The 14,931-nt window shown below is 69.2% G+C and carries 12 protein-coding genes; 8 read left to right on the top strand and 4 right to left on the bottom strand.

Features of this window, described 5'->3' with window-relative positions:
* Nucleotides 1-16 precede the first annotated feature (16 nt).
* Entirely contained in the window at nt 17-1,717 is a 1,701-nt protein-coding gene (locus tag NOW55_RS04015) for a thiamine pyrophosphate-binding protein (protein WP_256398789.1), read from the bottom strand.
* Nucleotides 1,718-2,012: 295 nt separating this feature from the next.
* On the opposite strand from NOW55_RS04015, the gene NOW55_RS04010 reads away from it, so the two are divergent.
* Genes NOW55_RS04010 through NOW55_RS03985 form a run of 6 tightly spaced genes read left to right on the top strand, consistent with a single transcriptional unit; the run spans nt 2,013 to nt 8,561 of the window.
* Nucleotides 2,013-3,152: a PstS family phosphate ABC transporter substrate-binding protein gene (locus tag NOW55_RS04010; protein WP_256398788.1), complete on the top strand. Its 1,140-nt coding sequence runs from the start codon at nt 2,013-2,015 to the stop codon at nt 3,150-3,152.
* Between the two features lie 54 nt (nt 3,153-3,206).
* Nucleotides 3,207-4,310, top strand: a complete 1,104-nt coding sequence (gene pstC / locus NOW55_RS04005) for a phosphate ABC transporter permease subunit PstC (protein ID WP_256398787.1) — start codon at nt 3,207-3,209, stop codon at nt 4,308-4,310.
* Complete coding sequence (gene pstA, locus NOW55_RS04000) at nt 4,311-5,921, top strand: phosphate ABC transporter permease PstA (RefSeq protein WP_256398786.1); 1,611 nt, start codon at nt 4,311-4,313, stop codon at nt 5,919-5,921. It abuts the gene before it with no gap.
* A complete protein-coding gene (gene pstB, locus NOW55_RS03995) occupies nt 5,914-6,816 on the top strand; it encodes a phosphate ABC transporter ATP-binding protein PstB (protein WP_256398785.1) in 903 nt (300 codons plus the stop codon). Before pstA ends, pstB begins: the two co-directional genes overlap by 8 nt.
* A gap of 6 nt (nt 6,817-6,822) precedes the next feature.
* On the top strand, nt 6,823-7,494 hold the full coding sequence (gene phoU, locus NOW55_RS03990) for a phosphate signaling complex protein PhoU (RefSeq protein ID WP_256398784.1): 672 nt from the start codon (nt 6,823-6,825) through the stop codon (nt 7,492-7,494).
* A gap of 2 nt (nt 7,495-7,496) precedes the next feature.
* Entirely contained in the window at nt 7,497-8,561 is a 1,065-nt protein-coding gene (locus tag NOW55_RS03985) for an AbrB/MazE/SpoVT family DNA-binding domain-containing protein (protein ID WP_256398783.1), read from the top strand.
* Nucleotides 8,562-8,583: 22 nt separating this feature from the next.
* On the opposite strand, the gene NOW55_RS03980 is transcribed toward NOW55_RS03985, so the two are convergent.
* From NOW55_RS03980 to NOW55_RS03970, 3 genes are all read right to left on the bottom strand, one after another.
* A complete protein-coding gene (locus NOW55_RS03980) occupies nt 8,584-9,591 on the bottom strand; it encodes a TIGR04024 family LLM class F420-dependent oxidoreductase (protein WP_256398782.1) in 1,008 nt (335 codons plus the stop codon).
* Between the two features lie 76 nt (nt 9,592-9,667).
* Nucleotides 9,668-11,635 (bottom strand): hypothetical protein, encoded by a 1,968-nt coding sequence (locus NOW55_RS03975; RefSeq protein ID WP_256398781.1) that lies wholly within the window; start codon nt 11,633-11,635, stop codon nt 9,668-9,670.
* A 4-nt stretch (nt 11,636-11,639) separates the two neighbouring features.
* The gene (locus tag NOW55_RS03970; RefSeq protein ID WP_256398780.1) at nt 11,640-12,416 is read right to left on the bottom strand and encodes an SDR family NAD(P)-dependent oxidoreductase; all 777 of its coding nucleotides are present in this window, start codon (nt 12,414-12,416) and stop codon (nt 11,640-11,642) included.
* Between the two features lie 207 nt (nt 12,417-12,623).
* Here NOW55_RS03970 and NOW55_RS03965 point away from each other — a divergent pair, with 207 nt between their 5' ends.
* Nucleotides 12,624-14,144: a hypothetical protein gene (locus tag NOW55_RS03965; RefSeq protein WP_256398779.1), complete on the top strand. Its 1,521-nt coding sequence runs from the start codon at nt 12,624-12,626 to the stop codon at nt 14,142-14,144.
* A 161-nt stretch (nt 14,145-14,305) separates the two neighbouring features.
* Nucleotides 14,306-14,899, top strand: coding sequence for a GNAT family N-acetyltransferase (locus NOW55_RS03960; protein WP_256398778.1), 594 nt, complete (start codon nt 14,306-14,308; stop codon nt 14,897-14,899).
* Nucleotides 14,900-14,931: the final 32 nt, after the last annotated feature.

The raw sequence follows: 14,931 nt of genomic DNA, 5'->3' as shown, positions 1-14,931 counted from the left end.
GTCGTCCGACCCGCGGTCAGTCGTGGACGAACGCGTCGACGACCGTCGGCCCGGCCGTCTCGACGGCCTCCGCGATGGTCGCCGCCAGCTCGGAGCCGTCCGCGACGGTGAAGCCCGTCGCGCCGTGGCTCTCGGCGTTCGCGGCGAGGTCGACCGGCGGCTCGAAGTCCATGCCGACGTAGTCGTAGTCGTCGACGTCGCCGCCGAAGATGGCCGCCGTGTTGTCCTTCAGGATGCGGTAGTTCCGGTTGTCGGGCACGACGACCGTCAGATCGAGGTCGTGGCGCACCGCGGTGTTGAGCGACTGCGGGTAGTAGAGGTACGAGCCGTCGCCGACGAATCCGAGGACGGTCCGGGGGTCGTCGCGCTCTGCCTCCGCGAGCGCCGCGCCGACCGCGGCGGGGAGGCCGTAGCCGAGGCCGCCGCCCTTGTTGCCGAACAGGTGGCCGGGTGCGAAGTCCCACCGCGTGAGCAGCGCGTAGCGGGCCGTGACGCCCTCGTCCATCACGAGCGCGTCCGGCGCGACGCTGTGCATCGCGTCGACGAGGTCGGCCTTCGACCCCCGGCTGTCGCCTTCGGGGGCCTCGTCCTCGCCCATGGCGTCCATCTGCTGGGCGGCGAGCTGCTTCATCGCGTCGACCTGCACGAGCCGTTCGTCGCGCGTCTCGTCGTCGACGCGCGCTGCGACTGCATCCGCCAGTTCGTCCATGACGTGGCCGAGGTCGCCCGTGACGACCGTCGCCGGGTGGTTCTTCCCGCCCTCCCACGGCTCGTCCGTGAGGTCGACGACCGTCGCGTCCTCGGGGACGAGCGGGTTCTCGTGACCCCAGAGCGTCGTGTTCGTCGAACAGCCCGCGAACACGAGCGTATCCGTGTGGAACAGCGTCGAGGCGACGTCCTCGCTGGGCGGGACGTGGCTCACCCACTGCTCGTGGTCGGTCGGGAAGTTCACCTCGTAGCCCAGGATCTCGCCGTGGACGCGCATCCCGCCCGCCTCGGCGAGGTCGACCGCCGCATCGACGGGTTCGACGCCGGACCAGGCCCGGTGGCGGCCGACGTGGTCGCCGACGACGAGGACCGGATTGTCCGCCGCAGCGATGGCGTCGGCCGCGTCCTCGATGGCCGAGGGGTCGCCGCGACCGGGGTTCTGAACCGTCCCACCCATGGGCTCGGGTGTCAGCTCCGTCTCCTCGCGCATCACGTCCATCGGGAGCCCGAGGAAGACGGGGCCGGTCGGCGGCGTGCAGGCGACGCGGAACGCCCGGCGGAGCATCCGCGGCAGCGCCTCGACCGACAGCACCTCGTCGGACCACTTCGTGAACTGGTCGGTCAGCTCGACGAGGTCGCCCGAGAGGATGGGCTCCTCGGCCCGGAAGTCGCGCTCGTGGTTGCCCGCCGTGACGACCAGCGGCGCGCCCGACATCGCAGCGCCGTAGAGGTTCCCCAGTCCGTGGGCGGTGCCCGGTGCGACGTGGAGGTTCACCACGCCCGCCGGGAGCCCGTCGAGTTCGTCCGCGTGCTGCCGCCGCACGCTCGCGTAGCCCGCCGCCGCGCCGACGGCCACGTCCTCGTGCAGGCCGAGCACGTACTCCAGCTCCGACTCGACGAGCGCGTTCATCACCGGGAGCTCGGTCGTGCCGGGGTTGCCGAAGACGTACTCGATGCCGTACTCCGTGAGCGTGTCCACGAACAGGTCCGCGCCGGTGTACTCGGTCATATCACTTTCGTCGGTGGGGTGCGTGAAAATCGTTGGCACGTCGGAACCACCGCGACGGACCGGACCGCAGGGCGGACTCGCGAGGCCCCCACGCCAGTAATAGTATTTTCTTGACACGTCCCTGGGCCGCTGTTTCAGCAGACGAGCCCCGATATACGTACTCCTATATACTGCCCAATAGGGCACTTACCGGCGACGTACCGTACGTACCGGTACTTGGTGGTGCAGAGGGGAACCGTTCTATCGGTGCCACTATTATAAACCGCTTTACATACCACTCGTTTTCATCCACCTGATGACGCAGGACTCGACGCGTCTGGAAGAGGTGGCATCACGCCGGAAGTTCCTCCTGTCGACAGGGGCCGCGGGACTCACCATGCTGGCTGGCTGTTCCCAGTCCAGCGATGGGGACGACGACGACCAGAACGGGGCACCGGGGACCGAGAACAGCGACCAGGATACGCAGAACAACGACGACAGCAACGAGTCCGGGCTCGACACGACGGTCCTGACCGGTGACGGCTCCTCGACGGTGTTCCCCATCACGAACACCGCGGCGAGCTACTGGAACTCCAACCCGGAGGCCGGCGACGGCGACTACTGGCCGTCCGAGTGGGCCGAGGAGTACGGCACCGACATGCGCCTCGCCGACTTCTTCGCCAGCGAGTACGGCTACGAGGCGACCGGTGAGCGCTCCAGCCCGCCGTTCCGCGTGAGCATCGCCCTCAGCCACTCCGGCACCGGCATCGAGGGCGTCATGGAGGGTCGCGTAGACATCGGCGACGCGAGCTCGTCCGCCGAGTCCGAGCTCGGCGAGAACGCCGAGGGCCTCGACGGCTTCGTCGACCACGTCGTCGGCGTCGACGGCCAGCCCATCGTCGTCAGCAAGGAGATCAAGGACGCCGGCGTCGAACAGATCACCATCGACGAACTGCGCGACATCTACACGCAGGACATCACGAACTGGAGCGAGCTCGGCGGCCCGGACCGCGACATCCTCGCGCTCGGCCGCGCGGTCGGCTCCGGGACGGACACCGCGTTCCGCAACAACGTCTTCGGCGACCCGGAGGCACCCATCGAGCCGGACCAGCGCTTCGGCCAGAACCAGCAGCTCCAGCAGGCCATCGCGCAGGCCGACAACGCCATCTCGTACATCGCGCTCGCGTTCGTCACGGAGGACACGCCCGCCATCGGGCTGGAGATCGACGGCACGCTGTACGAGTACGGGCGGAACCTCGGCGCGGCGGACTACCCGCTCTCGCGGGACCTGCACGCCTACACCTACGAGGACACCTCGCGAAAGGAGGCCGCGTTCATCAACTTCTGTCTGAGCGACTTCGGGCAGGAGATCTTCGTCGCCGGGAACAACTACTTCAAGCTCCCGTCGGACCGTCTGGAGACCGAGCGGGAGAAGGTCGCGGCCTCGAACTACTGACGACCCGGTTCCCGACGACGGGAATCCGTCATCCACCACGATATTTCAGTACGAATGCTACAACAGATACAGAACCGCGCGGGCGAGTTCGTCCGGGGCGTTCCCCGGCGGGCACGTGCGTACCGCGCTCGAACAGACGACGAGGCGTTGGTGTTCCACGCGGCCGTGGGATTCACGACGCTTGCGACCTTCGCGATGTTCTTCCGAGGGTCGCGGTGGACCGTCGTGCCGCTGCTCGCGTTCGTCGCCGTCATCGCGGTCGGCTGGCAGCGCCAGCAGGCAGAGGTCGCGAAGGCCCTGACGTTCCTCACCACCATCGCGACGGTGTCGATACTGTCGCTCATCGTCGGCTTCCTGCTGTGGGAGTCGGTCGGCATCGTCGAGCACATGGGACCCGGCGTGTTCACGCGGACGGAGAAACCGCTCTGGACGCCCTCCGAGGGCGGCGTGTACTCGCTGACGCCGATGATGATGGGGACGGCGCTGACGACGCTCGTCGCGACCGTCATCGCGGCACCCTTCGGCATCGCCGGGGCCATCTTCATCAGCGAGATGGCCCCGTCGACGGTCCGCGAGGTCGTCAAGCCGGGTATCGAGCTGATGGCCGGCATCCCCTCCATCACGTACGGCTTCATCGGGCTGACCATCCTGAACCAGTACTTCTACGCGGAGTTCCGCACCCCGACCATCGGGAGCTACTTCGCCGCCGGCATCATGATCGGGCTGATGGCGCTCCCGACGGTCGTCACCGTCGCCGAGGACGCCATCTCGACGGTGCCGGAGTCGATGAAGAGCGGCTCGCTCGCGATGGGCTCGACGGAGTGGCAGACGACCAAGAGCGTCACCCTGCCCGCGGCGCTGTCGGGCGTCTCGGCGGGTGTCCTGCTCGGCGTCGGCCGGGCGATGGGCGAGACGATGGCCGCGACGGTCATGCTCTCGCACACGAAGGGGTTCCCGTCGCCGGCGTTCGACGTGTTCTCGAACTACGGCGAGACGCTGACGACCGTCATCGCCTTCGAGGGCGGCAACGCGAGCGGCATCCACCTCAGCGCGCTGTTCGCCGGTGGCGTCGTCCTCTTCTTCATGGTGATGGTGCTCAGCGTCACCTCCCAGTGGGTCGAGTGGCGGATGCAGCAGAAGCTCGGGGGTGAGCGGTAGATGAGCAACGCCACGGAGACCGAGCTGCGCGCCGGTCGCTCGACGCTCGGGCGGCAGGTCGCGCTGCCGGTGCTCGGCCTCGCCTTCCTGACGTTCCTCGCGACCTGGGCCACCACGTTCCAGTGGCTCGACGAGTCGCGGACGGTGCTCGGGATGACGGTGCTGACGCTCTTCGGGGTCGCACTGCTGCTGATGGCGGCCGGTGTCGCCGGCATCGGTGTCCTCTCTCGCGTCGGCTACGTCGATACGACCCCGTCGTCGACGGCGGGACTGCCAGTCGGCATCGTCTTCGGCACGCTCTGGGCGCTCATCGGCATGGCCGTCGCGCTGCAGTACATCGGCGACTCCATCGTCTACTGGGGACCGGTGGCGCTCGTCTTCGGCGCGGCCGGACTGCTGATGGCGACGCTTCCCCGCGAGGACATCGGGTCGACGGTCCCGTCGGCACTGCTGCTCGCCGTTCTCGGCGGCCTCATCGTCGCCGGTGTGTTCGACGCGACCTGGGTGTACGAGGCGGAGTGGACCGGCGCCGTCTTCCCCGGCAGCGAGCTCGTCCCGCTGCTCGTCTCGGGCGCGGCGCTGCTCGGCGCGTGGAGCGCCGGCAAGGCGAAGGAGGGCTTCGGTGCGCAGGGCCGCGAGGCGGGCGCGTTCTACATCATCGCCACCATCGTCGGCAGCATGCTGTCGGTGCTGGCGCTGCTCGTCTGGTTCATCGTGAAGAACGGCCTCGACACGTTCCTGACCGGGGCGAGCCTCACCGGCGGCCACCTGAACGTCCCGTTCACCGGTCTCAGCGTCCCGTTCGTCGAGGTGCCGTTCGTCACGAACGTCACCGGCAGCCTGTTCGTCGAGACGCCGGGCGTGATGCCCGCCGTCGTCGGCACGCTCTGGCTGGTGTTCGGCGCGGTGCTGTTCGCCGTGCCCCTCGGCGTCGGCGCGGCAGTGTTCCTCACCGAGTACGCCGAACAGGGCCGGTTCACGCAGGTCGTCGAAGTCGCGACGAACGGCCTCTGGAGCACGCCGAGCATCGTGTTCGGGCTGTTCGGGCTGGCGTTCCTCGTCCCGCGGATCAGCGGCGGGAACTCCATCTTCGTCGGCCAGCTCGTCCTCGGGTTCATGCTGCTCCCGCTGGTCCTCATCACCAGCCGGGAGTCGATCAAGGCGGTCCCGGACGAGTACCGCGACGCGAGCGCCGCCCTCGGGGTGAGCAGGTGGCAGACCATCCGCAGCGTGGTCGTCCCGGCGGCGATGCCCGGCACCATCACCGGAATCATCCTCGGCGTCGGCCGCATCGCCGGCGAGACGGCACCGCTGCTGCTCGTCTTCGGGGGCGCGCCGTACCCCAGTTCGAGTCCGAACGTCGTCGGGGGGTTCGAGTTCAGCACGCAGCCACCGTTCGTGACGAATCACGCGCTGCTCGAACCGGCGAGCGCGCTGCCGTACCAGCTCTACTCCACCATCACCGCGGGAGTGTTCCCGCGGCCGGAGATCTACAGCAACCAGGAGTTCGGCTGGGGGACCGCACTGGTCCTCCTGCTGGTCGTCCTCGGGCTCTACGCCATCGGCGTCGCCAGCCGGCTCTACTTCCGGAGGAAACTGCACTATGAGTAGCAACAGACAGATCGACACCGACGGGACGGACAGCCAGCTGACCACATCCGGCGAGACGGACGAGGCGGTCGAGGACGCCTGGAGCGACTACCAGTTCGAGGGCGAGGCGAAGCTCTCGGTCGAGGACCTCGACGTGTACTACGGGGACGAGCAGGCCATCCAGAGCGTCTCGATGGACATCCCCGAGGAGAGCGTCACCGCACTCATCGGTCCCTCGGGCTGCGGGAAGTCCACGTTCCTGCGGTCGCTCAACCGGATGAACGACCGCATCGGCAGCGCCCGCGTCGCGGGGACCGTCGAGTTCGACGGCGAGAACATCTACGGCGGCCGCACGAACCTCGTCGAGCTGCGCAAGCGCATCGGGATGGTGTTCCAGGCACCGAACCCGTTCCCGAAGTCCATCAGGGACAACATCTCGTACGGGCCGCGCAAGCACGGCGACCTCGACACGAGCCTGCTCGCGCGCCTCCTCGGCCGGGACGACACCGACGACGAGGACGCGCTCGTCGAGCGCTGTCTGAAGCAGGCCGCGCTCTGGGACGAGGTGAACGAGCGGCTCGACGACAACGCGCTCGGCCTCTCCGGCGGCCAGCAGCAACGGCTCTGCATCGCACGCTGTCTCGCCGTCGACCCGGACGTCATCCTGATGGACGAGCCCGCGAGCGCGCTCGACCCAATCGCGACCGCGAAGATCGAGGACCTCATCGAGCAGCTGGCGGCGGACTACACCGTCGTCGTCGTCACCCACAACATGCAGCAGGCGGCCCGCATCTCGGACCAGACCGCCGTCTTCCTCACGGGGGGCGAGCTGGTCGAGTACGACCGGACGGAGAAGATCTTCGAGGACCCCGAGAGCCAGCGCGTCGACGACTACATCACCGGCAAGTTCGGGTGATTCCCGGTGGCACGAGAGGGCTACCGGGACGAGCTGGCGACCCTCCGGGCGGACGTCGCCGGGATGGGTGAGCTCGTCATCGACCGACTGTCGCTCGGAGTGGATGCGCTCTCCGGCGACGAGGAGGCCGCACGCCGCGTCGTCGACGCCGACGACGAGGTGAACCGGCGCTACGACGCACTCGAATCGACCTGTCTCGACCTGTTCGCGCTCCAGCAGCCGGTCGCCTCGGACCTCCGGGTCGTCGCGGCCTCGTTCAAGGTCATCACCGACCTCGAACGGGTCGGCGACCTCGCCTCGAACCTCGGGACGTACGCGCTGACCGACCAGCGCAGCAGCGCGCCCGAGATCGACGTGGTCGCCCTCGGCGAGGACGTCCTGGCGATGGTCGAGGATGCCGTGACGGCCTACATCGAGGGGGACGTCGAGACGTGTTACGAACTGGCCGACCGTGACGACGAGGTCGACGCCAACAGCGCTCGGGCGAGCGACCGGCTCGTCCGGGCGCTCATCGAGCGCGAACACGCCACCGACGCGTGGTCCGTCGAGCGCGTCCTCGACGACGTCTCGCGGCTGCTGCTGACCGTTCGAGACCTCGAACGCATCGGCGACCACGCGGTGAACATCGCCGCGCGGACGGCGTACCTGGTCGACAGCGACCGGACGCTCATCTACTGACGATGGAACGGAGAAAGGTACAGAAGGTCGGCGGGTCGACCTACACGGTCTCGGTCCCGAAGGACTGGGCGCACGAACACCACATCGAGGCCGGCGAGGACGTCCACATCTACACGCACGACGACGGTTCGCTGGTCGTCCGGAGTGCCCGGACAGACGGCGAGGGCCTCGCCGAGCGCACCGTCGAGGTCGGTCCAGAGTCGTCCGAGACCGTCGAGCAGGTGCTCAGGGGGCTGTACGCCGCCGGCTTCGACGAGATGACCCTGGCTGCACCCGACGGGTTCGACGACGCCCAGCGACGGCGGGTCGAGAGCGTCGCCCGCGATACGGTCGGACTGCAGGTCGTCTCCGCCGACGGGGAGGGCGTCACGGTCCGAAGCCTGCTCGACGCCGCCGACGTCTCGGTCCAGCAGTCCGTGCTCCAGCTGCAGTTCATCGCACTCTCGATGCACCGGTCGGTCGTCGACGCCCTCGTCGGCAGGGACGACGCCGGGCCGGTCGACAGCCGCGAGCGCGCGGCCGAGGTCCACCGGCTCGCGGGCATGGTCATCCGACATTTCAACCGCTCGCTCAGCGACTTCGAGGAGACCGACGCCCTCGGGGTGAGCCGCCCCGTGCTGTTCACCCACTGCCGGGTCGCCCGGGAGTACGAGCGACTCGCAGACGACAGCGTCACCCTCGCTCGGGTCGCCGAGTCGGTCGATCGGCCGCTCCCGGACCACTTCGCAGCCGTGTTCGCCGACGTTGCGACGGACGCCCGGGCCCTCGTCGAGGACGCCACCCAGCTGGTGCTCGAAGGTGCGACTGTCGACGAGGTGACCGACCTGCTCGCGCGCCACGAATCGCTGGCCGCGGAGCTGGAGACCGCGGAGACGGCGCTGTTCGACGCGACACCGGATGCCGACCCCCGGCTACTGCGGGCGCTCGACGCGGTCGGACGTACTGCCGACGGTGGGCGCGCCGTCGCCCGGGCTGCGCTCGGGAGCGCGACGACTGGCTCCTGTACCGACGCCTCTGGAGACGTGGGGAACACGGGCGAGACGGCCGACGGCGAATCGGCACCCTGAGCGGGGACTCCGTTCCATCGCGTCAGTGCTGGCCGGGCGCGAGCGCCTCCAGCGTGTCGTGTATCTCCTCCCGCGACGCTGCACGGGGGAAGCCGACGCTGACGTTGTCGACGCCGTCGATGTCCGCGAACTTCGCCAGCTCCTCGCGGGCCCGCTCGGGCGTGCCGGCGGCGGTGAAGGCGTCGAGCATCTCGTCGGTGAAGACCTCGAGTGCGGCCTCGCGGTCGCCGTTCATCCAGTTCGCGGCGATCTGGTGGGCCTCCTCCTCGTAGCCCTGGCGGGCGAGCGAGTCGCGGTAGTAGGTGCCCATCGCACCGACGTAGAACGCGGAGTGCTGCTTCGTGAGGTGGCGGGCGTGTTCGCCGTCTTCGAGCGCGGCGCAGGTCAGCGAGAGCGTCACGTCCTTGTCCGCCCGGTCGCCGTCACCCATCTCCACGCCGCGGTCGAAATCCTCCAGGCGGTCGCGCATCGCCTCCGGCGTGAACAGGATGGCGTGCCAGCCGTCCGAGAACCGGCCCGCCAGCTCGACGGCCTTCGGGCCCATGCCGGCCACGTCGACCTTCGGGCGCGGCTCGGGCGCGTCACAGCGCAGCCGGAAGCCCGAGAGGTTGAAGTACTCGCCTTCGTAGTCGAGCTCTTTCCCCTCCAGCACCATCTTCACGATGTCGACGTACTCGCGGGTTCGTCGGAGCGGGTTGCCGAAGTCCACGCCGTGCCAGCCCTCGATGACCGCCGGGCCCGACGGGCCGATGCCGAGGCGGAACCGGCCGTCGGAGACCTCCTGGAGCGTCGCGGCAGTCTGTGCCAGCAGCGCGGGCGACCGCGAGTAGACGTTCATGATGGAGGAGCCGATGCCGACCTCCTCCGTGGCGTGGGCGATGCTCGTCATCACGGTGACGGCGTCCCGGCCCCAGGTCTCCGGCAGCCAGACGAAGTCGTAGCCCAGCTCTTCGGCGCGGACCGCCATGTCGACGAAGTCCTGTACCGAGTCCTGTGCAGCGACCGGCAGGTGGACGTGATACTCTGTCACGATACTGCAGGCGTTGGGCCCGTGGGGACTTGATTACTCCCCATTTTCGTGCAGAGAACGTGGAACCGAGATGAACTCACTCGGTGTGGTCGACCACGTCGGTGGCGAGTTCACGGACCCTCTTGTTGGGATACGTCGCGAGCGAGCCGAGGGTCTCGCGTGCCCAGGGTGCGTCGACGTCACGGAGTATCCGGGCCCGTCGGGCGACGTCCCCGAACTGCTCGTCGTCGCCCAGCGACCGGATGGCTCCCCGCATCGGTGCCAGGCTGTCCGGGTCGTCAACGCCGAAATCGGCGAGCGCGTCGACGAGTACCGTGTCGGCGTCGCCGCGGTCGAGCACCGTTCGCAATCGGTCCCGGGCGGCCCGTCGCTCGACGCTCCCGACCGCGCTCGCGACCCCCGGCTGACAGAGCGCGACTGCCGCCGTCCCCCAGACCGCGTCGTGGTCGTCGTCGAAGGCCGCTTCGAGGACGGCGAGCGCGTCGTCCCGCCGTGTGTTGGACCGCTGTGCGACGGCGAACCGACCGAGTGCGCCGATACACGCCGCGCGGATGCGGCTCGACACGTCGGTGGCGGCCGCGAGTCGCTCGTGCACGCCGGTCGGGCCGTCGGCACCGGCCAGCAGTGCGTCGATGCCCCCGGCCGCCGCGAGCGGGTCGGGTGCGGTGACCGCGAACGTCCCGAGCGTGCGGGCGGCGCGCTCCCGTGCGTCGCTCGCCAGGACACCTTCGGCCACGTCGACGTCCTGCCCGAGCCCCGCGGTCCCCAGCACCGCGACGGCGTGGCCCATCGGTTCGGCGTCCGCCACGGCAGCCGGGTCGACTCTGGCGATGCGCCCGAGAAGCGACAGGAAGGCGGGTTGCGGGTGCAGTCCCCGTTCGAGACACCGACCGACCGTCTCGAACCCGCCCGTGTCCCGGAACGGTGCCGCAGTGCCGGCGTGTTCGACGAGGTCACCGAGCCCCCTCGCGGCAGCACGTCGGTTCTCCTTCGCGCCGTCGAGGACGTTCACGAGGGCGGCCGCGGCGTCCCCCACGTCCACCGCGTCCGTCCGGGTCGCGAGTCGGACCAGTGACTCCGTGGCTCCGACCCGGACCTGCTTCGCATCGTCGGTCTGCAGGCGGTCGACGTGGCGGTCGACGAGGTCCACGTCCGCCATGGCTGACGGGGCTGCCTCGCGGAGCCGACCGAGCGCGAGAAGGCTCGCCCGGCGCGTCTGTATCGCGTCCTCACCGGGCAGTTCGACGGCGTCGACGAGCGCGTCCACGCCGCCCGCCTCGACGACCCGCGACGGTCGTTCGCGGCCGATTCGCCCGAGCGCCATCGCGGCACCTGCGGCCGGACCAGGCTCACGGTCGGTGGCGTCGTGGACCGCCCGCTGGACGGTCTGGACGAGCGTCCGGACGTCCTCGTCGGTCAGCACCCCAGGACTGTGCTCGCCGACGTGCCCGACGAGTTCTCCGCACTCCTTCGCGACCGCAGTCTCGTCCGCGACGGCCGCGAGAGCGTGCTCGTGGCCGCCCGCCGCGGCGACCGCGCCGGGGTCCAAAGGTGCGACGTCCGCGAGCACGGCCAGCGCCGTCGTTCGGTCCACGCTCGACTCGTCGAGCAGCGTCACGAGCCGGTCCACGGCACCGGCGGCGACGACGGCCTGCGGGTCGTGTCTGGCGACGGTTCGCAGTCGGTCGACAGCGCGCCGGCGAACCGCCTCGTCATCGTCGGTGAGGGCGTCGGTGAGCCACGACGCGACGTCGCCCCGCCGGAGCACCAGGGGGTACTCCCAGTACAGTCCCCTGACCTTCGGAATCGCCTTCTTGCGAGCCGCGGCGTGGGGGTCGTGGCGGACGACCTCGCCGACCGCCCGCAGCATCTCGGCCCGTTCCCCTGGTGCCGATTCGAGCACCGCTGAGAGCTCGTCTAGGGCCTGCCTTCGAACGTCGACGTCGGGATGGTCGAGAGCCGCGACGTATCCCTGGGCGACGTTCTCGTCGTCGACGTTCCCGTCCGCGAGGGCAGCCAGGAACGACTCCGCGGAGTCCGCCATCCGCTCAGACGTCGGGGTTTTCCATGATGTTCGGCACCCCGCCGGCCGTGATGGTCTGGCCGACGACGTACGACGACGCCGGCGACGCGAGGAACTGTGCGATGTCGGCGATCTCCTCGCTCAGGCCGATGCGACGCTTGACCTCGTCGCGGTCTATCTCGTCTGCGGTGACGCCCATCTGGCTGGCGACGCCGGGCGTGGCGACGAAGCCGGGCGCGATGCAGTTGACGCGCACGTCGTCGTCGGCCCACTCGAACGCGAGCGTCTTCGTGAGGTTCTCGACGGCGGCCTTGGCGGCGGCGTAGTGGCTCATCCACGGCGCGCCCTGCTGGCCGGCGACGCTTGAGAGGTTGATGACCTTGCCGTCGCTCTCCTTGAGGTGTTCGGCAGCGGCGTGCGTGCAGTGGTACGTGCCGGTGAGGTTGATGTCGACGATGGTCTTCCAGCCGTTCTCGCTGATGTCGTCGAAGTTGGCCATGAACGACGCGCCCGCGTTGTTGACGAGCACGTCGATGCCGCCGAACTCCTCGACGGTCGCCTCGACGAGCGCCTCGACGGCGTCGCGGTCGGTCACGTCGCACTCGACCGCGAGGGCGCTCCCGGGTCGGTCGCTCTCCTCGATAGCCTCGACGACGGGTTCGACGTTGTCGAGTTCGCGCGAGCAGACCACCACGTCGACGCCGTCGTCGGCGAAGCGCTCCGCGATTGACCGGCCGATGCCGCTGGACGAGCCGGTGACGATGGCGACGTCGCCGTCGACTGCGAACTGTGCGGTGCTCATCGAATCGCCTCCCGTTCCTCGTGGGTCATGCTGTCGTACCGTACGGACTGCGAGCAATAAAGGTGGGTGAAGCCGGAGCCTCGAAACGCCCTCCGCATCGTTCCCGGTTTATCCTCCGTAAAAGCAACAGTTCGGCTCCCCGCAATTGTAGGAAAGATATAACTATAGACGAGTTGAGATAAGAGTAGTCGAAGCAGGGGGGATACAATGGAACACACGAATGGGGACACCCGTCGACACGGGATGACGGTCGCCCGGGGGGGCATCGTCGTCGCGAAACGACTGGACGTGGAGTCGTTACCGTTACCGGCCATCTCGTACGAGCTCCGGTCGGAACGCGAGAGACGAACCGAGGTGCGACTCGTCGAACAGCTCCCGGCCACGGTCGGCAGCGACCGGGTCGGCTACCACCCGGAGTACGGCGGCGACGGCTGGAGCTGCTACGACGGCGGCGAGCTCGTCTGGCGGGGCGAACTGGACCCGGGCGAGTCGCGTCGGGTCGTCCTCGCCATCTGGCTGGATGCACCCGACACCGCACTGTCGCTGTTGACGCCGCCGACAGTCGAGTCCGTCCGCGCCGTCGCAAACGACACCGAGCCACGGGTGCTCGACGAGACGCTCCTCACGGGTACGGGCCACGCCGCAGAGACGGCCGCGGTCGCAGAGCACGTTCCCGACGAGGCACTCCACGCCGACGACGTAGCGGTGCCGACGCTCGCCGAACTCCCGAACCCCGGCGACGGCCTCGACGCGCCGCCGCGGGCCGTCGTGGACGAGGCGGCCGACGCCATCGCCGGCGGCGGCTCGGAGGAGGCGCACGACCGGTACTACCACCTCCGCCTGTCGGTCGAATCCGCGTACCGGGGCGGACGTGACGTCTCGGTCCTCGAAGATCTGACGAACGCGCTCTCGGTGCTGTACGCCGACGCGGACGACCGCGACGGCGGGGCGTGGCGCGTCCTCGACGTCGCCATCGGGACGAACTGGCAGGCCGAGCGCATCGTCACCGCACTGGGGGACGACCACCGCGTCTCCGGGCTGGTCGTGACAGAGCTGACGGGCGCGGTCGCGGCACGGACACACCGTTCGGCGATGCCGTCCGCGGACCCGAACCCGGACGAGTTCGCCGCCTCGGTGTTCGAGTCGGCGTCCCCCACGAACGACGGGGCCGCCCCGGAGGCCGCCGATGCATCGACCGACCGGCCGTCGGTTCGCGGCCACGACGACCCGACTTCCGCAGCCGAGACAACCGCGACTGCGAACGGCGCGTTCGGTCTGGACGACGAGGATGCGGACGACGCGTTCGGTCTGGACGACGAGGGTACGGACGGTACGTTCGGTGTCGGGTCGTCGTTCGACCCGACCGAGGGCTTCGAATCCACCGGCGACTTCGAGTTCGGTGCCGCGGTCGACGATGGGATGGAGACGACACCCGACGAGACAGCGGACGAGGACACTGCGGACGACCCCTTCCAGATCGAGACTCGACCGGGTGGGAGGACGGACGAGGATGCCAGTGCCGGGGACCAGGACGCGGGGCCGGCCGACGAGCCGACTGACGCGATGGCGACGTTCGCCGAACTCAAACAGGAGACCGAGCAGGCGGACGTCGCCGACCTCGACGCGGAACTCGAGGGGGTGGTGCTCTCGCCGACCGGCTCCGAGGAGTACACCATCGGAAAACTGCTCGACGACGTCGAGGAGGACACTGGACTGTCCTCGGTCTGAGCGCTGTCCTCGGTCTGAGCGGGTTCCCCCTCCGGAGGAGACCACGTCCGCTTCGTCGACACCGATGACGACCGGCGGACCGCCCGAGTATTTAAACCCCGTGTATAGGCGGGGGAGTGGCCTCGGTGCTCCGGGGCGTAGTACTGACCAGTGATATCAGGATGGTTACGAACGCTTGCGGGGGCTGGAACGTCGACGACTGCGAGGGCACGCAGTACTGCCCGCCGCGCTGTCCGCGATTCGTCGGGAAGCACGGAACCGCGTTCCTGATCAGGTCGCTCCCGGCCAGCGAAGACCCTCCGGACGAACTCGTGGAGATGTACCGCGAGTATCCGCAGGAGCACCGCTCGATGGGGCTCCCGCCGACCACCGAGCGGAGGATCCGTGACTGGCTGACCACGCTCCACGGACGCGGCACCAACCTGCTCGCGTGGGACGGGGACCGGGTCGTCGGCCACACCGGGTTCGCCCCCCACGACGGCGACGAGCCCGAGTTCCTCGTCTACGTCGACCCCGAGTACCACGGCCGCGGACTCGGCACCGAACTGACCAGACACGCGATCGCCCACGCGGCCGCGGCGGGCCACCGGGCCCTCCGACTCAACGTCGACAGCGACAACCGGACCGCCATCGCCGTCTACCGGAAGCTCGGCTTCGATATCGTCGACCGCTCGGGTGTCGAGCTCGAGATGCGGCTCCCCCTCGACGGCCCGACCGCCGTCGAGAGTCAGCTCGTGCCCGCCGCCAGAGCCTGATCCGCGTTCTCTCCTCCCGCCGAACCGGCGAA

The organism is Haloarchaeobius litoreus, assembly GCF_024495425.1.
Lineage (GTDB): Archaea > Halobacteriota > Halobacteria > Halobacteriales > Natrialbaceae > Haloarchaeobius > Haloarchaeobius litoreus.
The sequence above is the reverse complement of the archived record's forward strand: the minus strand, read 5'-3'. Positions and strand labels throughout refer to the sequence as shown.

Excerpts from the sequence above, each read along its gene's own strand:
- NOW55_RS03985 (WP_256398783.1), top strand. The coding sequence starts at position 7,497 with ATGGAACGGAGAAAGGTACAGAAGGTCGGCGGGTCGACCTACACGGTC.
- NOW55_RS03960 (WP_256398778.1), top strand. The coding sequence starts at position 14,306 with ATGGTTACGAACGCTTGCGGGGGCTGGAACGTCGACGACTGCGAGGGC.
- NOW55_RS03965 (WP_256398779.1), top strand. The coding sequence starts at position 12,624 with ATGGAACACACGAATGGGGACACCCGTCGACACGGGATGACGGTCGCC.
- NOW55_RS03975 (WP_256398781.1), bottom strand. The coding sequence starts at position 11,635 with ATGGCGGACTCCGCGGAGTCGTTCCTGGCTGCCCTCGCGGACGGGAAC.
- NOW55_RS03970 (WP_256398780.1), bottom strand. The coding sequence starts at position 12,416 with ATGAGCACCGCACAGTTCGCAGTCGACGGCGACGTCGCCATCGTCACC.
- NOW55_RS04010 (WP_256398788.1), top strand. The coding sequence starts at position 2,013 with ATGACGCAGGACTCGACGCGTCTGGAAGAGGTGGCATCACGCCGGAAG.
- NOW55_RS04015 (WP_256398789.1), bottom strand. The coding sequence starts at position 1,717 with ATGACCGAGTACACCGGCGCGGACCTGTTCGTGGACACGCTCACGGAG.
- pstB (WP_256398785.1), top strand. The coding sequence starts at position 5,914 with ATGAGTAGCAACAGACAGATCGACACCGACGGGACGGACAGCCAGCTG.
- pstC (WP_256398787.1), top strand. The coding sequence starts at position 3,207 with ATGCTACAACAGATACAGAACCGCGCGGGCGAGTTCGTCCGGGGCGTT.
- pstA (WP_256398786.1), top strand. The coding sequence starts at position 4,311 with ATGAGCAACGCCACGGAGACCGAGCTGCGCGCCGGTCGCTCGACGCTC.